Here is a 23,615-nt window from a genome sequence, read left to right as displayed (position 1 = left end):
ACCGGTTTCCCCGCGAGCGCTTCCTCATCGAGCGACGTATGACATGCAACTGATCGTGATCGAACATGCCGGCGAGCCGGTCGAAAGCGACTCCTACGACGCCGTCGTGTTCCACCCGCCCGGCGGCACCATCGGCCGGGCGACCGACAACCATCTCGTGCTGCGCGACGACACCCGGCAGATTTCCCGGCTGCAGGCGCTGCTGCAGGTCGGCGACGATGCGTGCCTGCTGAAGAACCTGAGCAGCGTGTCGACGATCGAGGTGAATCGCGAGCCGGTCGGCTATGCGCAGGAGCGCGCGCTCAATACCGGCGACATCATCCGGATCGGGCCGTACGTGTTGAGAGCCGAGCGCGACGACGATCGCGCGGCGCCGGTCGTCGACATGCCCGCCGCCTCCGGTACGAACGGCGACCTGCGGAGCGCGGTGCCGGAGACTGCCGCGCGCGCGCATGGCGAGAAAGGCGCCGGCAACCGGCTGTGGGGCCTGTTGCAGGAACGCCTGGTTCCGCGCGGCAAGGCGGTTGACGCCGACACGCGGTCCGGCACGGCGCACCGGGATGCGGCGCAACCGGCAAGCCGTGCCGCGCACGCTGCTGTAGCGGCGGCGCCATCGCAACGCGACCTGAATCAGTTGTCGATCGACCCGCTCGACCTGTTCGCGCAGTCGTCGCCCGAGATCGGTGCGCCGGATTCTGCGTCATCGACCGAACGCGGCCATGCCGGTCGCGACGCGCCGTCCGCGACGCAGGCCGACCACGCGCCCGAGTGGACGCAGCACGTGCGCGTGCAACCGGCGGCGGCACACGCCGAGCCGCAGCCGGCCGACGAGCCGGCGCCGCAGGCACCCCGCATCCCGACGCCCGATGAACTGCTGAACGCGTTCTTCGAAGGCGCCGGGCTCGATACGGCCGCCGAATCGCATCAGTGGTCGGCCGAGCAGTTGTACATCGCGGGGCAGTTGCTCGCGCTGTTCGCGAACGGCACGGTCGAGCTGCTGTCGTCGCGCAGCATCCTGAAGCGGGAGGTGAAGGCGCACATGACGATGCTGCTCGATCGCGAGAACAATCCGCTGAAGCTGCTGCCGGACGGCGGTGCCGTGCTGCGCCAGATGTTCGGCCTGCCGCTGCCGGGCTTCATGTCGCCGCAGAGTGCGGTCAGCGATGCGTTCCAGGATCTGCATGCGCACCAGATCGGCATGGTCGCGGGCATGCGCGCCGCGCTGATGGACTTGCTGACGCGCTTTTCGCCGCAACGGCTGCGCGAGCGCGACGATGCGATGCGCTGGTACGAGAAGCGCGTGCCCGCGCTGTACAAGGCGAGGATGTGGGATCGCTACGCGGCGACCCATCGCGACACGGTGTTCGCGATCGAAGACGATTTCGCGTCGGTGTTCGGCAAGGCGTTTCTTGCGGCGTACGACGCGGAAGTGGAGAGCTATCGCGGCAGCAGCCGGCATTGAATGGCGGGCGCGGCCGGTGCCGCGGCGCGACGGACGGCAATATGTCGCGCATTCGCCTTCGTGTGCGGTGTGTCCCGTGCTCGACTGGAACGACCGCCATGACCGCGCATCGTTGACGCGCTCGACCCGGGCATCACGGCATCACCGGATCACGCGGCTTGCGCCCGCGCGCTGTGCGAACGCAAGCCGCGATGATGCCGCGACGGCACTGCACGATGCGGACGCAACCATCCCGTCCGGAACGCAAAAAAGGCCGGGCAGAACGCCCGGCCTCCGGCAACGCGACGCGCGCACCGCGCTAGCTACGGCACGCACGCGGTCGAACGATCGTCAGACCGCCATCACCGTCACCGACTTCGTCACGAGATACGGCTCCAGCGCTTCCGGCCCGCCTTCCGATCCGTAACCCGAATCCTTCACGCCGCCGAACGGCATTTCCGGCCACGGCGTCGCGGGCTGGTTGATCCACAGCATTCCGACTTCGAGACGCTGCGTGAGCAGATGCACGTTCGCGAACGAACGCGTGAACGCATAGCCGGCCAGCCCGAACGGCAGACGGTTCGCTTCGGCGATCGCGTCCTCGAGCTTGTCGAAACCGCGGATCGCGGCGACCGGCCCGAACGGCTCGTTGTTGAACACGTCCGCTTCGAGCGGCACGTTCGAGATCACGGTCGGTGCGAAGAAGTTGCCTTCCGAGCCGACCCGTTCGCCGCCGGTCTCGATGCTCGCGCCGACCTTGCGCGCGTTGTCGACGACCGACGCCATCGCAGTCAGTCGGCGCGGGTTCGCCAGCGCGCCGAGCGTCGTGCCTTCCTCGAGACCGTTACCGACCTTCAGCCCCTCCGCATGCTGAACCAGCGCGCGCGTGAACGCGTCGCGGATGCTGTTGTGCACGAGGAAACGCGTCGGCGAAATGCACACCTGGCCCGCGTTGCGGAACTTCGCGCCACCGGCGGCCTTCACCGCCAGCGCGACATCCGCATCCTCGGCGACGATCACCGGTGCGTGGCCGCCCAGCTCCATCGTCGCGCGCTTCATGTGCTGACCGGCGAGCGCGGCGAGCTGCTTGCCGACCGGCGTCGAACCCGTGAACGTCACCTTGCGGATCACCGGGTGCGGAATCAGGTACGACGAAATTTCAGCCGGGTCGCCGTACACGAGACCGATCACGCCCGCCGGCACGCCCGCGTCGACGAATGCGCGCAGCAGCGCGGCCGGCGATGCCGGGGTTTCTTCCGGCGCCTTCACGAGGAACGAACAGCCGGTCGCCAGCGCGGCGCTCAGCTTGCGCACCACCTGGTTGACCGGGAAATTCCACGGCGTGAACGCCGCGACCGGGCCGACCGGCTCCTTCACGACGGTCTGCTGCGCGCCGAGGTTGCGCGGCGGCACGATCCGGCCGTACACGCGGCGGCCTTCGTCCGCGAACCATTCGATGATGTCGGCGGCCGACAGCACTTCGACACGGGCTTCCGTCAGCGGCTTGCCCTGCTCCTGCGTCATCAGCTGTGCGATCGCGTCGGCGCGCTCGCGCACCAGTGCGGCCGCCTTGCGCATCGTCGCCGCGCGCTCGTGCGCCGGCACCTTGCGCCATGCTTCGAAACCGCGCTGCGCGGCAGCCAGCGCGCGATCGAGATCGGCGATGCCCGCGTGGGCCACCTTGCCGATCGCCTTGCCCGTCGCCGGGTTCACGACGTCGATCGTCTTGCCGCTCGCGGCGTCGACCCACTCGCCGTCGATCAACAGTTGCGTATCGGTATAAGTCACGTTAGCCATCCAGACACCCCTACTTTGCGTCGATAAAACGCGCGCTGCCGCGAACGGCCGCGCGCGGGTTGACAGAAAGAGCTGCGTCGCCGGGCGCGATGCACCCGGCGACGTTCGACGGCAGGCACGCGGCACGCCTGCCCGTCGTCATCCGCCACGTCCGGCCGCGCTTAACGCGTGGCCGCCGTCGCCTTGCGGAGTTTCGCGACGTCCGCCGCCTGCACGGCCGGCGCGCCGTTGTTCCAGCCGGCGCGCATGAACGTCAGCACGTCGGCGATCTGCCGGTCGTTCAACGCGTTCGCGAACGCCGGCATCGGGTACGCGGACGGTACGCCACCGATCACGAGCGACTCGCTGCCGTTCAGCGTCACGTTGATCAGCGACGCCGCATCGGCCTCGAGCACGTTCGGATTGCCGGCAATCGGCGCGAGCAGCGGCGCGTAGCCGCGGCCGTCCGCGCCATGGCAATGCAGGCAGTAAGCGTTATACACCTTTGCGCCGGAATCGTTCGCCGGCCGGACCAGCGCGGCCTGCGTCGCCTTCGGATCATAACGGTAAGGCGGCGCGCCCGTGCCGCCGGCCGCCGGCAACGATTTCAGATACCGGGAAATCGCCGCCAGGTCGTCGTCGGTCAACGCCTGCGTGCTGTGATTGATCACGCCGACCATCGAGCCGAACGCCGTCGCATGCCGGTTCGCGCCGGTCTTCAGGAACTGCGCGACCTCCGCGTCGCTCCAGCGGCCGAGCCCCGTATTGTGCTCGCCGGTCAGGTTCGACGCGAACCAGTCGTCGATCGCCGCGCCCGACAGGAACGCCGCGCCGCCTTCGTCGAGCGCCTTTTCCTGGAAGCCGACGCCGCGCGGCGTGTGGCACGACCCGCAATGGCCGAGCCCCTGCACCAGGTACGCGCCGCGGTTCCACATCGCGTCCCTGGCCGGCTTGTCGGCGTATGGCGTCGTGTCGAGGAACACCGCGTTCCACAGCGCGAGCGGCCAGCGCATGTTCAGCGGCCACGGAATGTCGGACGGCCGGTTCGCCTGCTTCACCGGCTCGACGCCGTGCATGAAGTACGCGTACAGCGCCTTCACGTCGTCGTCGCGCAGCTTCGCGTACGACGGATAGGGCATCGCCGGATACAGGCGATGGCCGTCCTTCGCGACGCCCGCGCGCAGCGCGCCCGCGAACTCGGCCTCCGTATAGCCGCCGATGCCCGTGTCCGGGTCGGGCGTGATGTTGGTCGTGTAGATCGCGCCCATCGGCGTGACCATCTTCAGCCCGCCGGCGAACGGCACGCCGCGCGGCGCGGTGTGGCACGCGACGCAATCGCCCGCTTTCGCGAGATACGCGCCGCGCGCGACGAGCGCGCTGTCGGCCGGCGCCGTTGGCGCGGCGTGCGCCACCGCGCCGGTGGTCAACGCGGACAGCGCGAGCAGCGATGCGCCGAGCGAGCGCGCGGCGCCATTCAGGCGATTCGAACCGCTCGGACGGTTCAGGGTGAGGTTTAGCATGGTTCGTCCTCCCCTCAAGCCGTCTTCAACTGGCTGCCGACCGGCAGCTTGCGCAGCCGCGTGCCGGTTGCCGCGAAGATCGCGTTCGACAATGCCGCCGCCGTGGCGGCGGTGCCCGGCTCGCCGATGCCGCCCGGCGCCTCGCCGCTCTTCACGAGATGGACCTCGATCGGCGGCGTCTCGTTGATGCGCATCATCCGGTAGTCGGTGAAATTGCTCTGCACGACGCGGCCGTCCTCGATCGTGATCTCGCCATACAGCGCGCCCGTGATCCCGAAGATGATGCCGCCCTGCACCTGCGCCTCGATCGTGTTCGGATTGACGACCATCCCGCAGTCGACCGCGCACACGGCACGCTTGACCTGCACTTCGCCGTCTTCCACCGCGACGTCGATGACGATCGAGAAGAAGCTGCCGAACGCATGCATCACGGAGACCCCGCGCCCTTGCCCCTTCGGCAGCGGCGTGCCCCAGCCGGCCGCCTTCGTCGCGACGTCGAGCACGTTGCGCGCGCGCGGCGTCTTGTCGAGCAGCGCTCGGCGATACTGGACGGGGTCGGTCTTGGCCTGTGCCGCCAGCTCGTCGATGAAGCTTTCGACGACGAACGTGCCGCGCGTCGGCCCGACGCCGCGCCAGAACGCGGTCGGCACGTGGCGCGGCTCCTGGCGCACGTAGTCGACGAGCTGGTTCGGCAGGTCGTACGGCAGCTCGGCCGCCACCTCGACCGCATCGGGGTCGATGCCGTTCTGGAATGCCGGCGGCGCAAAACGCGCCATGATCGACGAGCCGACGATCCGGTGCTGCCACGCGATCGGCTTGCCGTTCGCGTCGAGGCCCGCCGAGATCCTGTCGTAGTAACACGGCCGGTACATGTCGTGCTGGACGTCTTCCTCGCGCGTCCACACGACCTTCACGGGCGCATCGACCTGCTTGCCGACCTTCACGGCCTGCGCAGCCATGTCCGTCTCGAGACGACGGCCGAAGCCGCCGCCGAGCAAGTGGTTGTGCACGACGATCCGCTCCGGCGCGAGGCCCGTGAGCCGCTGTACGACATCGCGCACACGTGTCGGCACCTGCGTGCCGAGCCAGACCTCGCAGCCGTCGCCGCGCACGTGCACCGTGCAGTTCACCGGCTCCATCGTCGCGTGCGCGAGCAACGGCTGTTCGTAGACGGCGTCGACGCGCGTCTTCGCGTTCGCGAATGCCTGGTCGACGTCGCCGTCCTTGCGCGCGACCGCGCCCTTGCCGTTCGCCGCCGCCCGCGCGAGATCCGCGAAAAGATCCTGGGTCGACACCTTCGCACCCGCGCCCTCGTTCCACTTCACGACGAGCGCCGATGCGCCGCGCTTCGCGGCCCACGTGTGATCGCCGACCACCGCGACCGCGTTGTCGACGCGCACGACCTGGCGCACGCCGGGAATCTTCTTCGCGGCCGTGTCGTCCACGCTCGCGACCGTGCCGCCGAACACCGGGCTGTTCACGATCACCGCGTACAGCATGCCGGGCAGGCGCACGTCGAGCCCGAACTGCGCGGTGCCGTCGACCTTCTCCGGCGAATCGAGCCGCTTCACCGGCTTGCCGATCAGCGTGAAGTCTTCCGGCTTCTTCAGCGCGACGTCCTTCGGCACCGGCAGCGTCGCGGCGGCGTCCGCGAGCTGGCCGTACGACGCGCGCCGGCCGCTCGGCGGGTGCCGCACTTCGCCGTTTTCGGCCCGGCACGCGGCCGGATCGACGTGCCATTGCTTCGCCGCCGCCGCAACCAGCAGCGTGCGCGCGGTCGCGCCTGCGCGGCGCAGCGGTTCCCACGCGTAACGCACCGACGTCGAGCCGCCCGTCAACTGGCCGCCGAGCAGCGGATCGAGGAACAGCTTCTCGTTCGGCGGCGCGTGGTCGAGCGTCACGCTCGACAGCGGCACTTCGAGTTCCTCGGCGATCAGCATCGGCAGCGCGGTGTAGACGCCCTGGCCCATTTCCACCTTCGGCATCACCAGCGTGACCTTGCCGCCGCGGTCGATCTGCACGAACGCGTTCGGCGCGAACACGCCGGCGCGCGCGCTTTCGTCGGCATCGCCGCCGATCACCGAGCGCCGCGCGTCATCGCCGGCTGCCGGCATGCTGAAGCCGAGCAGCAAGCCGCCGCCCGCGGCCGCGCCGAGCGATACGCCGAACCGGAGGAACCCGCGGCGCGACAGGCCTGCGCCGGCCCGGCCGGCTTCGATCAGTCCACGTGACATGTCAGCCTCCGCAGCGCAGCCTCGACGACGCCGACCGGCCCTTCGGGGCGGCGCGAACAAAGTGAACGTGAGGGTTGTTTCATCTCACGCCCCCTTCGCGGCATGCTTGACCGCCGCGCGAATCCGGTTGTACGTGCCGCAGCGGCAGATGTTGCCGGCCATCGCCGCATCGATGTCGGCGTCGCTCGGGCTCGGGTTCGATGCGATCAGCGCGGCGGCCGCCATCACCTGCCCAGACTGACAGTAACCGCACTGGACGACGTCGAGCTCGCGCCAGGCCTCCTGCACCTTCTGGCCGGCTGGCGTCGCGCCGACGGCCTCGATCGTCGTGATCCTGCGGCCTGCGACGGCTGCGACCGGCAGCACGCACGCGCGCGCGGCGACGCCGTCGAGATGCACGGTGCACGCGCCGCATTGCGCGATCCCGCAGCCGAATTTCGTGCCGGTCAGGCCGACGACGTCGCGCAGGACCCACAGCAGGGGCATGTCGTCGGGGGCGTCGACCGTGCGGTTTTCGCCGTTGATGTTGAGGGTGACCATTCAGCCTCCGGGGCCGGTGTATTGGGGAAGCGGCGCGGCCGGCGCGCCGTGGGTTCATCGTCGCCGCGCATGGCGCGGCGACTGTCGCGCGGCCCGGGTGGGAGCGAGCCGCGGCGATGGTTCAGCGTCGGTCATTCGACCGCGTCGATGCCCGACAGCACCTTGATGACGGGCGGCGCCGCGAACCAGTCGGCCGACTTGATGCGAAACGCGGTGAAGTACGGGCTGGCGAGGTGGGCGTCGAAGGCCGCCTGGTCGTCGTAGATCTCGAACAGATGCAGCGCCGCCGAGCCGTCCTGTTCGCGGAACAGGTCGTAGCGGCGGTTGCCGGGTTCGGCGCGGGACGCCGGGACCATGCTGCGCAATTCGGCCTCGACGGCCGGTGCATGTTCGGGTTTCGGGAAGATCGAGGCCATCACGTAAAGCGCCATGTTTACACTCCTTTTCGAAACGGAAATGCTGCGGAAATACAGAAATGCCGCCATCGGCCCGCGCCACGTGACGCGGGCCGATGGCCGGCCGGGTGTGTGTGTCAGGCGAGTTCGTCCGGGCCCACACGCACGACGACCTTGCCGAAATTCTTGCCGGCGAGCAAGCCGATCAGCGCATTCGGCGCATCGGCCAGATCGGGGATCACGTGCTCGAGCGCCTTCACGTTGCCCTGCGCGCCCCACTCGCGCCTCGCTTTCAGGAACGGCGCATAGCCGGTCGCATTTCGGTACGGAAATCGTTCGTGGCGAGCGCACCGACCGGGCGCGCGTTCAGGATGATTCTGCGGTTTGCTGCCTTGCTTTGCGGCATGGGAACCTTCGTCAAGAAATGGACGTGCAACGTGCACGATCGGATCAACGTTGGACAACCGTGATGCAAATGCCTGCGGGAGTGCCGGTGAATCGCGCCGACGCCGCCGCAGGCACGCGGGTAAAGCAGTCAAACCCCGATTTGAGTAGACCAGTCGTCTAGATTTCGGGCAAAAACAAGGCGCGCAATGCGCGCCCGGGTTACGACCGTGCTTCGTCATCCGCGACCGGCGGCAGATTCAGCATCCGCCGCGTTTCGCGCATCGCGCGTTCGAGCGGTTTGCGGTTGCGGTGAATCTTCTCCAGCAGCGTTGCGCCGAGCCACAGCTCGTAAAGAATCGCGGCCGTGTGCGCCGGATCGTCGACGCCGCTCAGCGAACCGTCGGCCAGCCCGGCCTCGATCCCGCCCGCGAGCCGCTCGATGATCTGGCCGGTGCCGCGCCGCAGGACCGCGCGCATCGCTTCCGATAGATCCGACACCTCCGCGCCGAGCTTCACCGCGAGGCACTTGCCTTCCGGATCGTCCGCGCACTGCGTGTGCAGCCAGTTGCCCCAGTACGTCATCAGGCGCTGCGCGCCCGTGCCGGCCTGATGCCGGAGCAGGTTGTCGAGATGCTCGAGATAGCCTTCGAAATACGATTCGAGCAGCGCTTCGCCGAACGCCTCTTTCGAGCCGAAGTAATGGTAGAACGAGCCCTTCGGGATGCCCGCCGCAGCGAGAATCTCGTTCAGACCGACGGCCGAAAACCCCTTGTGGAGCATGATCGGCTTCGCGATATTCAGGATGTGCTGGCGAACTTCCGCGCCTGAAGATGCATTCATGATGGCGTATCTTAGCAACGATTAGACCGGTCGTCTAGTAACGTCGAGCCGGTGGATTGAGCGGCACTTTACCCGATCCCCGGCGCGCGCCCAATGGTCCGGCATCGGCCCGTGCGGTTGCGCACACGGCCTCGCGCGCCGCGACCCGGCGGCGCCGGCGGCGCTGCATCGATCGTGTCGGGAGATTCCGCCCGGAATGGCGGGGAGAGAGGCGCACGACACCGGCGGCCGGCGCGCCGGTCGCACGGCCGCACGGCCGCACGGCTGGCGGCCTTACAGCCCTTCGTCTTCGAAGTTCCGCGCGTACTGGAGCCGGTTGCCCATCTGCGGATCGGTCGCCTGCTCGTAATCGGCGTCCCAGACCTGGGTGGCCTGTTCGACGCTCGTCGAGTTCTTCAGGTCCGAAATCGTCTGGCTGTACGGGCCGTCGAGTTCCTGGTTCATGAAGCCGATGTTCGCGTCGAGGCTGCCGGGGTCGAGATGGTGCTGGTTCGCATACGCGATCTCGCCCTGCTTGCGTGAGCCGCCCCATTGCGCGAGCCCCCAGCCGTTCGCGTTGTCGTCCGCGAAATTGCCGGACGGCCCGCCTTCGACACCGCCCTGGTTGACGTCCGGCTCCAGGTTGCTTTCCTGTTTCAGGTTGCCGAGCGCTCCCGCGATTTGCGTGTCGTTCAGGCCGTAGCGGCTGCGCAAATCGTCCGCGATCGCGTTCGCGGCGCTGCCGCCGGTGTTCGCGGGCAGCGTCGACGTGCTTTGGCCGGTCGACTGCGGGCCGTTGTTCTGGTTGACCTGATTGCCCGGGTCGCCGCTGCCGGTGCTCGCCGGCGACGCGCTCCGCAGGTTCAACGCAGGCCCGTTGTTCTGGCCGGTCGACTGCGACGGATCGTTCTGCGGCAGCGCATTGTAGTTGGCCAGCGGCGAAGGCGAACTGCCGGCGCCGCCCACCGGCGATGACGACGAATCGTCGTTGCCCTGCCCGGACAGCAGGTTCTTGAGCTCCGCCATCAGCGCCTGGATGATCTGTGCGATCTGTTGCGTTCCCAGGTTGTCCGGCGACGACGCGTCGCTGGTCGGATCACTCCGGGTCGTCGGAGCGCTGCCCTGAATCGTGATGGTGATCATGATTGCCGTGGTCCGCAGGTAGTCGACGCGGTCGGACGCGTCGCGTGTCGCCGTCGTGTGCGCCGACCGAACCTGGCCGGCCCCGGCACGTTTCGACTGTATGCCGCGACGCCGCGCACGGGGCGCGCGACACGAAATGCCGGCACGCGACGCGAAGCGCCGCGGCAAGACGGCGAGCGAACGGCGCCGCCCGCCGTTCGCCCGCATACGGATTCATAGGCGCGTCGCCCTCGAAGCAAGCGCCGAGGGTTCGCCGCTGAGCCGCGCGTCGGCCAGCGCGTCGAGCCGCCGCGCGCCGGTCAGAAATGAATGATGCGCGGCGTCAGCAGGAACACGCGCTCCATGCGCTTGTGCGAGCGGTTGGTATTCCTGAACAGTGCGCCGATCACCGGGATCTTCGACACCCACGGCACGCGCGCGACGCCGTTCGAATCGTTGTCGGTGCTGTAGCCGGCGATCAGCAGGCTCTCCCCTTCCCCGACGAACGCCTGCGTGTTGATCTCGCTGCTCGTGATCACCGGCAGCGTATCGACCAGGTCGCCGGTCAGCTGGCCGTCCTCGATGTGCACGTCGAGCTTGATCCGGGTCGTGCCGTTGGTGTCCTGCACGACCATCGGCAGCACCCGCATCGACACGCCGGTCGACACCGAATAGAGATCGCCCGACGTGTAGCCCTGCACGCGCACGAAAAAGCGCGTGCGGTTGTCCATCACCGCCTCGACGTTGTCGAGCGTCGCCACCTTCGGGCTGGAGTCGATCTTCGCCTCCGACGTCGATTCCATCGCGGTGATCCGTGCGAGCAGATAGCGCCCCGCGTTGCCGAGCACCGCCGTGATCGCCCCGCCGACCGGCGTGGCCGCGACCGACGTGGTGCCGTCGGACAGCGTGGTCACGCCGAAGTTCGGATTGATGTTGCCGTTGTAGCCGTTCTGCTGTTGCGTGCCGGCCCCGGTCTGCAGGTCGACGTGGCTGTTGTGCGCGCGCCAGTCCACGCCGATCTGCCGCAGCAGGTCGTCGTCGATCTCGATGATGTGCGCTTCGATCTCGATCAGGTTGGGCCGCGCGTCGAGCTTCTCGATCAGCGGCGCATAGAGCCCGATGCGCTGCGGCGTGTCGCGGATCAGCACCGAGTTGGTCGTCGGATCGGCTTCCACGACCGGCAGGCTCTGGTCGCCCGCCCCCGGGTCCGCCGTGCCGCCGCCCGGGCCGCCCTGCGTCGCATCCATCAGGGCGCCGTTCTTGCCGCCGCCCGACTGGCCGCCGCCGAGCAGGCTGTTCACCAGGCCACGCGTCGAGCCGTCGCCGCCCGCCATGCCCGGCGGCAGCGGCGGGATCGGCGAGCCGCCCGTGGTGCCGCCGCTCGCATCGGTCATCGGCGACAGCCGCTGCAGGCCGCCGACCGGCTGCGTCGGGCCGCCGCCGCCCGTCCCGCCGGCCTGTTGCGGATGATAGAGATTCGACACGACGGTCGCCACGCCCGGCACGACGACGTTCTTGCCGTCGAGCTGGACCTTGTGGTCGGCCGCCCATGCGCTGCTCAGCTTGAACGCCCGCACCACCGTGCCGTTCGAGCGCTGCATGTTCTCGTCGAGATGCTTCGCCACGCCGGCCACCATCTGCACGTACTGCGGCGGCCCGCTGATGATCACCGTGCGCGCACTGCTGTCGTAGGTGAGCGGATAGCGCTTGTCGTCGAGCCGCATGCCGTGCAGCGTCGTGTTGAGATCGCCGATCGACGCGTTGTCGAGCCGGACGATCTGTCGCGTGACGTCGTTCGCATTGCTGATCGACATCACGCTGCCGTCGTAGAACCACACGAAGCCGAAGGTGGCGGCGAGCGTGTCCAGGATTCGTTGCGGCGGCATGTCGAAGCGACCGGTGACGGTGCCCTGGACGTTGTCGGCAATCGACGCGGTCACGCCCTGGCTCGCGAGCAGGTCGCGCAGCACGTCCTTCAGGTCCTTGCCTTCGGCCGTCACGTGCGCGACGCTGCTGCGCCAGCGCACCACGTCCGCATGCGCGGCGCCCGCGGCGCTCATCCCGATCGCCCATGCCACCCACACCGTGCAAAATATCGCCTTCGATTTCATCGCTGTCGCACACCCGTCACGGAAGAAAAAAATCGGTTCGTTATCGTTCGAGCGTGTGCGACGGCGCTTCGTCGAACTGCTTGCGATAGCCGTTGATCAACGTCGAGCGGTTTTGCACGCCCCAGCGGCTCGCGGTGGCGAGCACCCCGCCGTCGGACGCCGAGCCGTCCACCAGCTCGGAGCGGATGCGCTCCATGCGCTGGCGGCGGATCAGCTCGGTCGGGGACATGTTCAGGAATTTCTTGAACGCGCTCTGCAGCGCCCGCTCGGTCACGCCGACTTCCGCGGCGATGTCGCGCACCGACAGGTCGGCGTGCTCGAGATTCTCGAGCAGGAAGCTGTACGCGCGCCGGTAGCGGGCCGGCAGCCGCGCGCCGATGTCGTCGAGCTGCGACGTCTCGCGGATCTTGCGTTCGAGAAACGGCACGCGCGCCGACAGCGCTTCGCGCAGGCATTCCATCGAGGTCAGCGCATAACGGCTGTAGAACTGCTGCGCGTCCTGCAGCCGCCCCTGTGCCTGGCGGGTTTTCGCCACGCAATACAGGTATTCGATTTGCCGGTGGCCGGCCACGCCGGCCTGCGCGGCGCCGTACAGCGGCTCGAGGATCATGTCCGCGGCCTGCGCGGCGTCGCACGCGAGCATCGCGAGCGCGATTTCGAGCCGCAGCGTGCGCTGGTAGTCGTGCAGGTTCTGGTCGCGCGCCCAGTTCACGTGCTTCAGCAGCCCGTCCACCGCGTTGCGGTCGGCGCCGGTTGCTTCGCGCAACTGGCACAGGTAATCGATGCGGGCGCGCAGCACCGGAATGTGCACGCAGGCGATGTCGACGCGGCTCTCTTCGCTGTCCAGATACGCGTGCAGCGACGCCCGCGTGGAGCGGCCATGCATCGAGCCCGACTGCCAGTAGACGTGATCCTGCAGCGGCGCGGACGAGCGCAGCGCGCACTGCATCGCGATGTCGAGCTTCAGCGCCGCGAGCAGCGCGTGCCAGGCCGGCATCGTCTGCGCCGACGCGTCGCGCGCCAGCGCGCGCAGTTCGTCCAGCTCGCCGATCGCCTCCGCTACGCGCCCCAGTTCGTAGAGCACGCACACGATGCCGACCCGCACCTCGATCACGCGGTCGAGCGGAATGTCGTCCTCGTCCGCCGCACGGCCGAAGCAGGCGAGCGCGGTGTTCAGGCGATAACGGAAAAACGCCTGCCACGCGGTGTTGCGGCAGGACTCCGCGCGCATCGCCTGGCGCGACGCGTTGCTCTGGCGCTGGGCGGCGCGATAGGCCTCCTCCGCTTCCACGTCGCCGCCGGTCAGCAATTGCATGTCGGCGTGCAGTTGCAGCGCGTGCGGCGTATTGCGCGGCGCATCGGCCTCGTCGGCCCAGCGGCTGGCGAGCTGTCGGGCGACACCGATGTCGCCATTGAAAAGGACTGCGCCAAAACGTTCCCGCCCCGAGGCGAAATCCGGTGTGCCCAAATACGCGGCAAGCGGGAAATACAGTGTCGAGAACATGACTGACTCCAGTGCGAACGGGCTTGTCGGGCCGCATTGGAGAACAGGGTAATGGAATGAAATATTCAGAAATTCAATTAATCTAATTTTTACCGGATCTTTGAGAAAGTTTGAGTTTGAAATGAATTAGTAAGCCGGGGATTAATTTGCTTTCCCGTGCTTTGAGAAAATTCCATTCCATTGCGATTCGAGCGAATGCAGTGCCAGCTGCCCGTGCACCTGGTCGACGAACAGCCCGATGAAGATCGCCAGCATCGCGATCGCGACCGCCGCCTTCACCGGCTGGCTCAGGCTGGAGATGTCCAGCTTCGACGCCGATTTCGAGATGAAGCCGAACGCGACGTCGACCAGCACCAGAATGAACAGCAGCGGCGCGGCGAGCTTCGCGATCGATTGCATCAGCGTGTCCGTCTGCTGGAGCACGAAAGATTCCACGATATCGCCGGCGATCGGCGCGCCTTTCGCGATCGGCCACCAGTTATACGATTCGTACAGCGTGCCGAGCAGGAACGTCATCCCGCCGAGCGCCCAGAACGCCATGATCGCGACCTGCTGCAGCAGCGTGCCGACCGGCGTGCTCTGCTCCTGGCTGGCCGGGTTGGTGATCTGGATGTTGTTGTGCCCGGTCAGGTCGTCGATGTACACGCCCACGCTCTCCGCGACCCAGAACACCGTCGACGCCGCGTAGCCGAGCACCAGCCCGATCGCGGCTTCGCGCAGCGCCACTTCGGCGAGAAACAACCCGTGCAGCGATTCGATGAACGAGATCGGCTGGCCTACGGCGACGTATGCGCTGAACACGATCGCGATCGCGTTGCGCACCGTGCCCTGGATCACGCCGTCGGCGGTCGGCGGAAACACGAACATCAGCACGAACAGCCGCAGCGCGCACACGGAGGTGACCGTCAGGTAGCCGATGAAAAGGCCGTGCAGATCGACAATCGGTTCAAGCGTCTGGATCATCCGGTATCACCCCTGGCGCGCGCGCGCCCGGATGAACCGGGACGTGGCGATTTCCTCGTTTTCCTCGTCCTGCGCGTCCTCGCGGGCGAGTTCGATCGTCCGCCGGATCGCCGCGATCCGTTCGCTGCACTGGTCGATGCGCTGCGTATTGATGGCGATCTCGCGCTGGAGCCGCGCGATCTCGCGCTCGACGCCGCCGATCTCGCCGTCGAGCTGCGCCAGCTCCGCGACCATCCCGCGCTTGCGGTCGGTCACGACGCCGATGTAGCGCACGCACTGGTTGAACGCATCGATCGAGAAGCCGTCGCTGCAGCCCGTCATGCGCGACACGCGCGCCTGGTAGCCTTCGATCACCCGCGTCTCGCCGTCGATCTGCTCGACCTTCGCCGCGCGGCGCGCAAGCAGCCCGGCGCGTTCGTCGTGCCGCGCGGCCAGCTCGACGTGCAGCGCGTCGATCGCGCGCTTGCGGCGCGCGTTGGCATGCCCGAGCGCGGCGATCCGCTGGCGGTTCGCGTCCGCCATCAGCCGGCGGTCAGCGCATGGAGCCCGGCCTCGGTGTCGGCCAGCGCGACGATCTCGTCGGTGGGCTGCGACAGGAACGCCTTGATCGCGTCGTGCCGCGCGATCGCCTCGTCGGCGAGGGCGTTCGCCCCCGGCTTGTATTCGCCGATCTGCAGCAGCATCTCGATCTCGCGGTACTTCGCCATCAAGGCCCGCACGCGGGCGGCCGCGTCGACGTACCGCGCGGGCATCACCTGCGACATCACGCGCGACAGGCTGCCCAGCACGTCGATGGCCGGATACTGGTTGCGCGCGGCGATCTCGCGCGACAGGATCATGTGCCCGTCGAGAATCCCGCGCACTTCCTCCGCGATCGGGTCGTTGCCGCTCTCGTCCTCGGCGAGCACCGTGTAGAGCGCGGTGATCGAGCCGGTGGCGCCCATGCCCGCGCGCTCCAGCAGGCGCGGCAGCTCCGCGAAGATCGACGGCGGGAAGCCGCGCCGCGCAGGCGGCTCGCCGGCGGCCAGGCCGATTTCCCGGCCGGCGCGCGCGAAGCGCGTGAGCGAATCCATCATCAGCAGCACGCGCAGGCCGCGATCGCGGAAATACTCGGCGATCGCCGTCGCCACGTAGGCGGCCTTCGCGCGCTCCATCGACGAACGGTCGGAGGTCGCGCACACGACGACCGAGCGCGCCATGCCGGCCGGCCCGAGGATCAGCTCGACGAACTCGCGCACTTCGCGGCCGCGTTCGCCGATCAGCGCGATCACGTTGATGTCGCAAGCGGTGCCGCGCGCGAACATGCCGAGCAGCGTGCTCTTGCCGACGCCCGCCGGCGCGAAGATGCCCATCCGCTGCCCTTCCGCGAGCGTCATCATGCCGTCCACCGCGCGCACGCCGGTTGCCATCGGCGTGTCGATCATGCGGCGGCTCATCGGTTCCGGCGGCGACGCGAAAACCGGCTGCAGCGTGTCGGATTCGATCTCGGGGCCGCCGTCGACGGGGTTGCCGAGGCTGTCGATCACGCGCCCGAGCAGCATGTCGCCGACCTTCACGGCGAGCGAGCGGCCGAGCCCGACCACCTGGGTCGAGCGCGAGATGTCCGTCAGCCGCGAGAACGGCGACAGCAGCGCGCAGTCTCGCGTGAAGCCGATCACTTCCGCGTGCTGCAGCAGCGCGCCGGCCGGCGTGCGCAGCTCGCACAGCTCGCCCAGCGACACGTCGAGCCCACCGACCTTGACGAGCGTGCCGATCACCTCGATCACCTTGCCGGTGCGCAGCACGCCCGGCCGCGCGAGAATCTCGCGCTCGATCTCGTCGGTCAGGCGCTCGAAGCCGAGCGTCCGGTCGAACCAGCCGTCCTTCATCGCGATGCCTCGGCTGCGGCGGCGTCGCCGTTTTCAGCCGCGTCGTCGTCCGCGTCGTCCGGCGCGCTCGCCGCGTCGGCATCGGCATCGGCCTGATCCTGGTATATCGAGCGCTTGAGCGCCCGCGCGACGGCGCTGCGCATCGCGCGCAACTGCGTCTTCAGGCTCGCGTCGACCGAGCCGAAATCCGTTTCGCAGACACACGCGCCCGGCTCGAGCTGCTTGTCGGCGACGATCGACACCGGAATCGGCCGGCCGAGGTCGCGCCATTTCGCCGCGAGCTGATCGAACGCCGCGCGCGCCGCGTCATAGTCCTGCGGATTCACCGCGACGCGCAGGTAGGTGGAGTTGTCGATGATGCGGTCGACGGTCGACAGCGCGCGGGCGAACAGCGCTTCGCGATCCATGCTGTGCACGATGCTCTCGACCGCCGACGCGATGATGTCGGCCAGCCGCTCGCGCATGCGGACCTGCAGGCGGTTCTGCGCGTCGGTCGCATCGGCGAGCCGCTCCATCCATTCCGTCAGCGCGCGGTTCGAGCCTTCGCGGTAGCCGCGCTTCGCGGCCGTCTCGTAGGTTTCGCTCGCGGCGTCCAGCAGCAGCTCGGCCTGCTCCTCGCCCGCCGCGACGATCGCCGCGGCCTCGTCCTGCGCCTGCGCCAGCACGAGCGCCCGATCGGCTTCGAGTTGCGCGTACGCGTGCGCGATCGACAGCAGATCGCCGAACGTCTCGCGCCGGACCACGTCGCCGTGCACGCCGAACCGCACTGCCGGGCCGTCGGGGTCGTCCCGAGCGCCCGCGTCGGCGCTCAGCCGGCGGCTGTTCAACCAAATAACCATGCCCACTCCCGAAGCAATTCCGGCAGACGACGAAACAGCCGGGCGGTGCCCGCCTCGTCATGCTGCGTCGGCAATGCGTTGAGCCATGCCGGCACCTCGACGTAACGGGGCAGCGCGAGCCGCGACAACGGAAACGGCAGGCCGTCCGCGCTCTTCAGGTCGCGCAGCACCAGCAGCATGCCTTCGATCGCGAGCGCGTCCGCGTCCAGCGACGCGAGCGGCGGCATCGCGACGGCGGCGAGCCGCGCCGCGTCGTTCGCGCTGTCCGTGCCGGGGCCGCTCATCAGCACGTCCACGTCGAGCCCGGTCCAGTCGGCGAGCCGCTTCTGCGCATGGCGATCGATCAACCGCCGCACCTCGCCGCGCCGCAGCAGCAGCGCGCGCATGCGCCAGATCCGCATCGTCAGCGGGGCGGGCACGACGTCGAGCAGGCACGCGTTCGGCTGCGACGCGACGATCGCGCCGACCGGCGTGAAACCGCCCGGCGACAATGCCGCGAAACCCGGCGGCGTCACGCCGAGCGTGCGCACCAGCGCCCACGAACAGCGCGCGGCGACGCCGGGCGGCACGTTCGCCAGCAGCGCGCGCCAGTTGCTCAACCGCGCCTCGGGCACGCCGAGCGACGCGGCGATCCACGACGGATGCACCCAGTCGGCGACGCGATCCACGTTGTTCCGGTAACAGTCGAGCGCCCTGGCGACACGCACGGCCGGCACACCGGCGTCGAGCCCGGCAGGCGCGGCGAACCCCGTCATCGCTCAGGATTCCTTGCGGGCCGGCCGGAACCGGCCGGCGAACGCATCGAGCCAGCCCTGCAGCGCCGGCGTGCCGCGCTTCGCGCCGAACCGGTACGCGGCGAAGCCGGCGGCCGCCAGCACGGCGACGATGCCGACGCCCAGCGCCAGCATCCACCACGGGTTCGACGCGGGCGGCGCGAGCTTCGACAATTCGACGGGATCGGCCGCGACGGTCGTCACGCTCACGTGGTCGTAGGTCAGCCCTTCGACGCTGTGCATCACGAGGGTCTTGATCTGCGGGATCAGCGTGTTGATGTCCGCGTCGGGGCGGTACTTGATGAACACGGCGGCGGACGACGGCTTGACGTCCTGCGCGAGCGGATCGTTGTTCGGCAGCACGATCTGCACGCGCGCGACCAGCACGCCGTCGATCTTCGACAGGGTGGACGACAGCTCCTGCGAGATGCCGTAGACGAACCGCACGCGCTCCTCGGTCGGGGTCGATACGAGGCCGTCCTTCTTGAACAGTTCGCCGAGATCGTTGAACTTGCTGTGCGGCAGCCCGCGCGCGCGCAGCACTTCCATCGCGCGCACCAGCTGTGCGTCGTCGACGTCGAGCGTCCAGTTCTTGCCGCCGTCCGGGCTGTCCTTGCTGGCGGTCACGCCCTGTTCGAGCAGCGCGACCAGCATCTCGTTCGCATCCTGCTCGGTGAGGCTGCCGTACAGTTCCTTCTTGCATCCGCCGAGCAAGGCGATGCAAAGCGCGACGACCGCCACGCGCGCCCAGCGACGATTCGACTTCATTGAGTTGCCATCCGCCCTTCAAGCACTGCCGTTCGCGACGCCCGCCCCGCCGGCCGGCGGAGCGCGGGGCTCATTGGTTCTTCATCAGGGTCTGGACCGACGACTTCGACGATTCCGCGAGACTCATCTTGACCTGCATGTTCATCTGCATGCTGGTCATCTCGAACATCATGTGGATGGTGCGGTTGGTCATCTCCGTCGTCGACAGCCCCGGGATGTCGTCGGACAGCTTGCCGATATCGGCGATCGTCCGCTGGAACTGCGCGTCCTGCGCCTCGACGGCCTTCGACACCGTGGACGACAGATGGCTGTTCGCATGCTCGGGCGGCGCCATCGGCGCGCGCGCCATCAGGGCCTTGAACTTGTCGCCCAACTGAGCGTGATCGGCGGACGCGGCGGCCGGCGCCGCCGTGGCGTCGAGTGCTGCGGGCGCCAGTTGGCTGACGGGATCGATGGACATGTCGGTTCCTCCTGAATTACGCGCGCAGGAATGCGCCGCCGCCCTGGAATATCTCGGCCGCCTGCGCGGGGTCGTGCTGCACGGTGCTCGCCGGCTCGTCGGCGCTCGCACCGGCCTCTTCCAGCGACGCGGGCGAAACGAACTGCTGGCCCGGACGATGCTCGCGGATCGCGCGATCCACCTCGTCCTTCACTTCGAGCGCCCGCACCAGCGCGCGCGTGTCCTTGTTGTCCGGATCGTCCGCGAGCGCCTCGGTCGCGATCTGCCGCCACGACGGATCGCCCATCGACGACAGCGAGAACGCGAGCAGCGCCTTCGCATAACCGAACTGCGGCCGCATCTCGATCACCCGCAGCAGGATCTGGTTCGCTTCCTGCCACTGCCCCTTCGCCATGCGCAGCAGGCCGTCCAGCGCGTCGATCTCGACCACGCGCGGGCGCAGCAGCCGCAGCGCGTCGATCGCCTGTTCGATGTCGAACAGGTCGACGGGCGTGTTCGGGAAATTGTCCAGCAGCGCCACGGAGACGGTCTCGATGAGCCCGCCAATGAATTCCGGGCTGCAGTTCAGGTACTCCGGCGTGTCTACGGTCATGGCAACGCGCTCCTGCGATGGGGTGGAAACAGGCCGGCCGGTCGCGCCGCGAACGGCGGCGCTGCCGGATGCATCCCGACGCCTTCGACCATAGCAATTCCGTCCCGCCCGCCTGCCGCCCATGCGAAGCCAGCGCGCACGAGGCGAAGCGCGCCCCGCCCGGCATCGCCGCCGGCCGCTTGCTTCGGCCCGCGCCGCGCCACTTCGCATCGCCCGCGCCGGCCGCGTGCGGCGGGCGCTAAGGTCGTCGCAACGGCGCGACTGCGCGTGCGTTTCCAGTTTCCATTCGATCCGGCCGAGACTGCGCCGCGGGCCCTTCCATGAGCGACGAAAAGACCGAACAGCCAACCGACAAGAAACTCGAGGACGCGCGCAAGGACGGCGAGGCCGCGCGCAGCAGCGACTTCTCCGACGCGCTGTCGATGGCCGGCGCGCTGATCGCGCTGGTCGCGACGGTGCCGATGTTTCGCGACGGGCTGCACGAGATCGTGTCGATCCCGCTGTCGTTCGTCGGCCAGGATCACTCGCTGGAGCACATTCACGCCGACCTGTTCAGGATCGGCGCCACCGCGCTGAAGCTCGTCGTGCCGTGCGTGCTCGCGGCCGCGCTGGCGTCCACGGCCGGCTCGATCGCGCAAGTGGGCTTCCGGATCGCCACCAAGCCGGTCACGCCCAACATGCAGACGGTCAACCCGGCGAGCGGCATCAAGCGGATCTTTTCCGCGAAAAGCCTGATCGACTGCGCGAAGATGGTGGTCAAGGCGATCATCCTCGCATGGGTGATGTGGCAGTCGATCAAGTGGCTGTTCCCGCTGGTGGTCGGTTCGATCTACCAGCCGCTCGCCGGGCTGTCGCTGATGTTCTGGGACATGCTGGCGAAGCTCGGCGCGATCTCGGTGGGCATCTTCGTGCTGGTCGGCGCGATCGACATCCGGCTGCAGGGCTTCCTGTTCATCAAGAAGATGAAGATGAGCAAGGACGAGGTGAAGCGCGAGCACAAGGAGCAGGAAGGCAGCCCCGAACTCAAGGGCGAGCGCCGCCGCCTCGCGCGCGAGCTGGCGACCACGCCGCCGAAGCCGCGCATCGGCCTCGCCAACGTGCTGGTGGTCAACCCGACCCACTTCGCGGTCGCGGTGCGCTACGCGCCCGACGAGCATCCGCTGCCCGTCGTGATCGCGAAGGGCATGGACGCGGACGCCGCGTCGCTGCGCCGCGCCGCGCGCGAGGCCGGCGTGCCGATCATCGGCAACCCGCCCGTCGCGCGGGCGCTGTACAAGGTCACGCTCGACCAGCCGGTGCCGGAAGCGCTGTTCGAGACGGTCGCCGCGATCCTGCGCTGGGTCGACGCGATCGGCGCGAGCCGCCCGCCCGAGTCGCCCTCCCCGTCACCCCATCTCTGAGCGTTCCGATGTTCAAGGCCCTCAAGATCCCGGCCGGCGGCGAAATCGGCATCGCGCTGCTGGTCACCGCGATCATCTCGCTGATGATCCTGCCGCTGCCGCCCGAGCTGATCGACATCCTGCTCGCGATCAACATCACGATCAGCGTCACGCTGCTGATGGTGACGATGTACGTGCCGGACATCGTGTCGCTGTCCGCGTTCCCGTCGCTGCTGCTGTTCACCACGCTCTACCGGCTGTCGCTGAACATCGCGTCGACCAAGTCGATCCTGCTGCACGCCGAGGCCGGCAACATCATCGACAGCTTCGGCAAGCTGGTGGTCGGCGGCAACCTGGTCGTCGGGCTGGTGGTGTTCATCATCATCACGACCGTGCAGTTCATCGTGATCGCGAAAGGCTCGGAGCGGGTGGCCGAGGTCGGCGCGCGCTTCACGCTCGACGCGATGCCGGGCAAGCAGATGAGCATCGACGCCGATCTGCGCGCGAACCTGCTGAGCCCCGAGGAAGCCCGCCACCGGCGCGCGACGCTGGCGATCGAGAGCCAGCTGCACGGCGGGATGGACGGCGCGATGAAGTTCGTGAAAGGCGACGCGATCGCCGGCCTGCTGATCACGACCATCAACATCGTCGCGGGCATCGCGGTGGGCGTCGCGTATCACGGGATGACCGCCGGCGAGGCGGCGAACCGCTTCTCGGTGCTGTCGGTCGGCGACGCGATGGTGTCGCAGATCCCGTCGCTGCTGCTGTCGGTCGCGGCCGGCGTGATGATCACGCGGGTGGCGGACGAACGGCACCACAAGCCCCGCTCGCTCGGCGAGGAAATCGGCCGCCAGCTCGGCTCGAGTTCGCGCGCGCTGTATTTCGCCGCGCTGCTGCTGCTCGGCTTCGCGCTGGTGCCGGGCTTCCCGGTCGCGCTGTTCCTGCTGCTGTCCGCGCTTCTCGCGTTCATCGCGTACAAGCTGAATCGCAAGCAGCCGCAGCAGGGGCCCGCGCAAGACGGGCTGCAGGCGATGCAGCGCTCCGGCGCGAAAGCCGACACGCCGGCGATCATGACGCGCGCGCCGCAGTTCGCGTGCCCGATCGGCGTGCGCGTCGCACCCGACCTGATGCAGCGGCTGGCCTTGCCGACCCTCGACAATGCGTTCGGCGCGGAGCGCGCGCGGCTGCAGGAGGAGCTGGGGCTGCCGTTCCCCGGCATCACGATGTGGACCCATGCGGCGCTGCCGGCAATGCACGCGGAGATCCTGATTCACGACGTGCCGTATCTGCTGACGGAGCTGCCGGCGGGCCGGGTCATGCTGCCGGAACCGGAACGCGTCGCGCCGGGCACGCCGCTGTCGGACGAGGACGCGCGGCAGCGCGACGCGCTGATCGCGAAGAGCGAGCCGCGCCCGCCGATCGATCCCGGCGGCCGGCCGACCCACTGGGCCGATGCGCGCGAGCTGCCGCCGCGCATTCCGGCGTGGGGCCCCGAGCAGGTGATCGCGCACGCGTCGGTCGCGCTGATGCGCCACCACGCGACCCAGTTCCTCGGCATCCAGGAGGTGCAGTGGATCCTGGAGCAGCTCGGCGAGGATCACCCGGGGCTCGTCGCGGAAGTCCAGAAGGTGCTGCCGCCGCAACGGATCGCCGACGTGCTGCGGCGCCTGCTCGAGGAACAGATCTCGATCCGCAACGTGCGGACCATCATGGAAAGCCTCATCGCATGGGGGCCGAAGGAAAAGGACATGCTGATGCTGACGGAATACGTGCGGGGCGACCTGTCGCGCTTCCTCGCGCATCGCGCGACGCGCGGCCAGCGCACGCTGCCCGCCGTGCTGCTCGACCTGCCGATCGAGCAGCACATCCGGCAGGCGATCAAGCAGACCCCGACCGGCAATTTCCTGGCGCTCGCGCCGGACGAAATCGGCCTGCTGATCGACAAGATCCAGGCCGTCGTCGGCCCGCAGCCGGCCGACGGCGTCGCGCTCGTCACGTCGATGGACATCCGCCGCTACGTGCGCCGGATGATCGAGGCGAAGCTCGGCTGGCTCGCCGTGTATTCGTACCAGGAGCTGGGCGAGCACGTCGACCTGCGCCCGATCGGCCGCATCACCATCTGAC

At 68.6% G+C, this 23,615-nt stretch carries 20 protein-coding genes and 1 pseudogene; 3 read left to right on the top strand and 18 right to left on the bottom strand.

Annotated elements, in window-relative coordinates:
- Nucleotides 1-43 precede the first annotated feature (43 nt).
- Entirely contained in the window at nucleotides 44-1,462 is a 1,419-nt protein-coding gene (gene tagH / locus DCN14_RS07575; protein WP_096498564.1) for a type VI secretion system-associated FHA domain protein TagH, read from the top strand.
- A 330-nt stretch (nucleotides 1,463-1,792) separates the two neighbouring features.
- On the opposite strand, the gene DCN14_RS07570 is transcribed toward tagH, so the two are convergent.
- From DCN14_RS07570 to DCN14_RS07485, 18 genes and pseudogenes are all read right to left on the bottom strand, one after another.
- Nucleotides 1,793-3,238, bottom strand: coding sequence for an NAD-dependent succinate-semialdehyde dehydrogenase (locus DCN14_RS07570; RefSeq protein WP_096498566.1), 1,446 nt, complete (start codon nucleotides 3,236-3,238; stop codon nucleotides 1,793-1,795).
- Between the two features lie 161 nt (nucleotides 3,239-3,399).
- Nucleotides 3,400-4,737: a cytochrome c gene (locus DCN14_RS07565; RefSeq protein WP_096498568.1), complete on the bottom strand. Its 1,338-nt coding sequence runs from the start codon at nucleotides 4,735-4,737 to the stop codon at nucleotides 3,400-3,402.
- A 14-nt stretch (nucleotides 4,738-4,751) separates the two neighbouring features.
- The gene (locus DCN14_RS07560) at nucleotides 4,752-6,971 is read right to left on the bottom strand and encodes a xanthine dehydrogenase family protein molybdopterin-binding subunit (RefSeq protein ID WP_096498570.1); all 2,220 of its coding nucleotides are present in this window, start codon (nucleotides 6,969-6,971) and stop codon (nucleotides 4,752-4,754) included.
- Between the two features lie 84 nt (nucleotides 6,972-7,055).
- The gene (locus DCN14_RS07555; RefSeq protein WP_096498572.1) at nucleotides 7,056-7,511 is read right to left on the bottom strand and encodes a (2Fe-2S)-binding protein; all 456 of its coding nucleotides are present in this window, start codon (nucleotides 7,509-7,511) and stop codon (nucleotides 7,056-7,058) included.
- Nucleotides 7,512-7,642: 131 nt separating this feature from the next.
- The gene (locus DCN14_RS07550; RefSeq protein WP_096498574.1) at nucleotides 7,643-7,942 is read right to left on the bottom strand and encodes a putative quinol monooxygenase; all 300 of its coding nucleotides are present in this window, start codon (nucleotides 7,940-7,942) and stop codon (nucleotides 7,643-7,645) included.
- 101 nt (nucleotides 7,943-8,043) lie between these two features.
- Nucleotides 8,044-8,223 (bottom strand): annotated as a pseudogene (locus tag DCN14_RS07545) (NADP-dependent oxidoreductase); the annotation flags it as partial.
- Between the two features lie 289 nt (nucleotides 8,224-8,512).
- Nucleotides 8,513-9,133: a TetR/AcrR family transcriptional regulator gene (locus DCN14_RS07540; protein ID WP_096498576.1), complete on the bottom strand. Its 621-nt coding sequence runs from the start codon at nucleotides 9,131-9,133 to the stop codon at nucleotides 8,513-8,515.
- A 273-nt stretch (nucleotides 9,134-9,406) separates the two neighbouring features.
- A complete protein-coding gene (locus DCN14_RS07535; RefSeq protein ID WP_096499301.1) occupies nucleotides 9,407-10,255 on the bottom strand; it encodes a phage tail tip lysozyme in 849 nt (282 codons plus the stop codon).
- A gap of 299 nt (nucleotides 10,256-10,554) precedes the next feature.
- Nucleotides 10,555-12,345: a type III secretion system outer membrane ring subunit SctC gene (sctC, locus tag DCN14_RS07530; RefSeq protein WP_096498578.1), complete on the bottom strand. Its 1,791-nt coding sequence runs from the start codon at nucleotides 12,343-12,345 to the stop codon at nucleotides 10,555-10,557.
- Nucleotides 12,346-12,385: 40 nt separating this feature from the next.
- The gene (locus DCN14_RS07525; protein ID WP_096498580.1) at nucleotides 12,386-13,849 is read right to left on the bottom strand and encodes a helix-turn-helix transcriptional regulator; all 1,464 of its coding nucleotides are present in this window, start codon (nucleotides 13,847-13,849) and stop codon (nucleotides 12,386-12,388) included.
- A 141-nt stretch (nucleotides 13,850-13,990) separates the two neighbouring features.
- Nucleotides 13,991-14,812 carry a type III secretion system export apparatus subunit SctT gene (gene sctT, locus DCN14_RS07520; RefSeq protein ID WP_096498582.1) on the bottom strand — a complete coding sequence of 274 codons (822 nt, stop codon included), beginning with the start codon at nucleotides 14,810-14,812 and terminating at the stop codon, nucleotides 13,991-13,993.
- A gap of 6 nt (nucleotides 14,813-14,818) precedes the next feature.
- Nucleotides 14,819-15,334, bottom strand: a complete 516-nt coding sequence (locus DCN14_RS07515) for a hypothetical protein (RefSeq protein ID WP_096498584.1) — start codon at nucleotides 15,332-15,334, stop codon at nucleotides 14,819-14,821.
- Complete coding sequence (sctN, locus tag DCN14_RS07510) at nucleotides 15,334-16,680, bottom strand: type III secretion system ATPase SctN (protein ID WP_096498586.1); 1,347 nt, start codon at nucleotides 16,678-16,680, stop codon at nucleotides 15,334-15,336. The genes DCN14_RS07515 and sctN overlap by 1 nt, the downstream gene beginning before the upstream one ends.
- Nucleotides 16,677-17,519 carry a type III secretion system stator protein SctL gene (sctL, locus tag DCN14_RS07505; protein ID WP_096498588.1) on the bottom strand — a complete coding sequence of 281 codons (843 nt, stop codon included), beginning with the start codon at nucleotides 17,517-17,519 and terminating at the stop codon, nucleotides 16,677-16,679. The genes sctN and sctL overlap by 4 nt, the downstream gene beginning before the upstream one ends.
- Nucleotides 17,504-18,274 (bottom strand): type III secretion protein HrpB4, encoded by a 771-nt coding sequence (locus DCN14_RS07500; protein WP_096498590.1) that lies wholly within the window; start codon nucleotides 18,272-18,274, stop codon nucleotides 17,504-17,506. The genes sctL and DCN14_RS07500 overlap by 16 nt, the downstream gene beginning before the upstream one ends.
- Nucleotides 18,275-18,277: 3 nt before the next feature.
- On the bottom strand, nucleotides 18,278-19,060 hold the full coding sequence (gene sctJ, locus DCN14_RS07495) for a type III secretion inner membrane ring lipoprotein SctJ (RefSeq protein ID WP_096498592.1): 783 nt from the start codon (nucleotides 19,058-19,060) through the stop codon (nucleotides 18,278-18,280).
- A gap of 70 nt (nucleotides 19,061-19,130) precedes the next feature.
- Nucleotides 19,131-19,520, bottom strand: coding sequence for a type III secretion protein HrpB2 (locus DCN14_RS07490; RefSeq protein WP_096498594.1), 390 nt, complete (start codon nucleotides 19,518-19,520; stop codon nucleotides 19,131-19,133).
- A gap of 16 nt (nucleotides 19,521-19,536) precedes the next feature.
- Nucleotides 19,537-20,112 carry an HrpB1 family type III secretion system apparatus protein gene (locus DCN14_RS07485; protein ID WP_162826183.1) on the bottom strand — a complete coding sequence of 192 codons (576 nt, stop codon included), beginning with the start codon at nucleotides 20,110-20,112 and terminating at the stop codon, nucleotides 19,537-19,539.
- Nucleotides 20,113-20,432: 320 nt separating this feature from the next.
- Here DCN14_RS07485 and sctU point away from each other — a divergent pair, with 320 nt between their 5' ends.
- Together sctU and sctV are read left to right on the top strand one after the other, a co-directional pair.
- Nucleotides 20,433-21,512: a type III secretion system export apparatus subunit SctU gene (gene sctU / locus DCN14_RS07480; protein WP_096498598.1), complete on the top strand. Its 1,080-nt coding sequence runs from the start codon at nucleotides 20,433-20,435 to the stop codon at nucleotides 21,510-21,512.
- Nucleotides 21,513-21,520: 8 nt separating this feature from the next.
- The gene (gene sctV, locus DCN14_RS07475; protein WP_096498600.1) at nucleotides 21,521-23,614 is read left to right on the top strand and encodes a type III secretion system export apparatus subunit SctV; all 2,094 of its coding nucleotides are present in this window, start codon (nucleotides 21,521-21,523) and stop codon (nucleotides 23,612-23,614) included.
- Nucleotide 23,615 lies beyond the last annotated feature (1 nt).

This window comes from Burkholderia sp. IDO3 (assembly GCF_003366075.1).
Lineage (GTDB): Bacteria > Pseudomonadota > Gammaproteobacteria > Burkholderiales > Burkholderiaceae > Burkholderia > Burkholderia anthina.
The sequence above is the reverse complement of the archived record's forward strand: the minus strand, read 5'-3'. Positions and strand labels throughout refer to the sequence as shown.

What these genes read in the sequence shown, in the direction of transcription:
- sctL (WP_096498588.1), bottom strand. Translation starts at nt 17,519, where the DNA reads ATGGTTATTTGGTTGAACAGCCGCCGGCTGAGCGCCGACGCGGGCGCT.
- tagH (WP_096498564.1), top strand. Translation starts at nt 44, where the DNA reads ATGCAACTGATCGTGATCGAACATGCCGGCGAGCCGGTCGAAAGCGAC.
- sctT (WP_096498582.1), bottom strand. Translation starts at nt 14,812, where the DNA reads ATGATCCAGACGCTTGAACCGATTGTCGATCTGCACGGCCTTTTCATC.
- sctV (WP_096498600.1), top strand. Translation starts at nt 21,521, where the DNA reads ATGTTCAAGGCCCTCAAGATCCCGGCCGGCGGCGAAATCGGCATCGCG.
- sctJ (WP_096498592.1), bottom strand. Translation starts at nt 19,060, where the DNA reads ATGAAGTCGAATCGTCGCTGGGCGCGCGTGGCGGTCGTCGCGCTTTGC.
- DCN14_RS07485 (WP_162826183.1), bottom strand. Translation starts at nt 20,112, where the DNA reads ATGACCGTAGACACGCCGGAGTACCTGAACTGCAGCCCGGAATTCATT.
- DCN14_RS07565 (WP_096498568.1), bottom strand. Translation starts at nt 4,737, where the DNA reads ATGCTAAACCTCACCCTGAACCGTCCGAGCGGTTCGAATCGCCTGAAT.
- sctC (WP_096498578.1), bottom strand. Translation starts at nt 12,345, where the DNA reads ATGAAATCGAAGGCGATATTTTGCACGGTGTGGGTGGCATGGGCGATC.
- DCN14_RS07550 (WP_096498574.1), bottom strand. Translation starts at nt 7,942, where the DNA reads ATGGCGCTTTACGTGATGGCCTCGATCTTCCCGAAACCCGAACATGCA.
- DCN14_RS07500 (WP_096498590.1), bottom strand. Translation starts at nt 18,274, where the DNA reads ATGACGGGGTTCGCCGCGCCTGCCGGGCTCGACGCCGGTGTGCCGGCC.
- sctN (WP_096498586.1), bottom strand. Translation starts at nt 16,680, where the DNA reads ATGAAGGACGGCTGGTTCGACCGGACGCTCGGCTTCGAGCGCCTGACC.
- DCN14_RS07515 (WP_096498584.1), bottom strand. Translation starts at nt 15,334, where the DNA reads ATGGCGGACGCGAACCGCCAGCGGATCGCCGCGCTCGGGCATGCCAAC.
- DCN14_RS07490 (WP_096498594.1), bottom strand. Translation starts at nt 19,520, where the DNA reads ATGTCCATCGATCCCGTCAGCCAACTGGCGCCCGCAGCACTCGACGCC.
- DCN14_RS07535 (WP_096499301.1), bottom strand. Translation starts at nt 10,255, where the DNA reads ATGATCACCATCACGATTCAGGGCAGCGCTCCGACGACCCGGAGTGAT.
- sctU (WP_096498598.1), top strand. Translation starts at nt 20,433, where the DNA reads ATGAGCGACGAAAAGACCGAACAGCCAACCGACAAGAAACTCGAGGAC.
- DCN14_RS07525 (WP_096498580.1), bottom strand. Translation starts at nt 13,849, where the DNA reads ATGTTCTCGACACTGTATTTCCCGCTTGCCGCGTATTTGGGCACACCG.
- DCN14_RS07560 (WP_096498570.1), bottom strand. Translation starts at nt 6,971, where the DNA reads ATGTCACGTGGACTGATCGAAGCCGGCCGGGCCGGCGCAGGCCTGTCG.
- DCN14_RS07555 (WP_096498572.1), bottom strand. Translation starts at nt 7,511, where the DNA reads ATGGTCACCCTCAACATCAACGGCGAAAACCGCACGGTCGACGCCCCC.
- DCN14_RS07540 (WP_096498576.1), bottom strand. Translation starts at nt 9,133, where the DNA reads ATGAATGCATCTTCAGGCGCGGAAGTTCGCCAGCACATCCTGAATATC.
- DCN14_RS07570 (WP_096498566.1), bottom strand. Translation starts at nt 3,238, where the DNA reads ATGGCTAACGTGACTTATACCGATACGCAACTGTTGATCGACGGCGAG.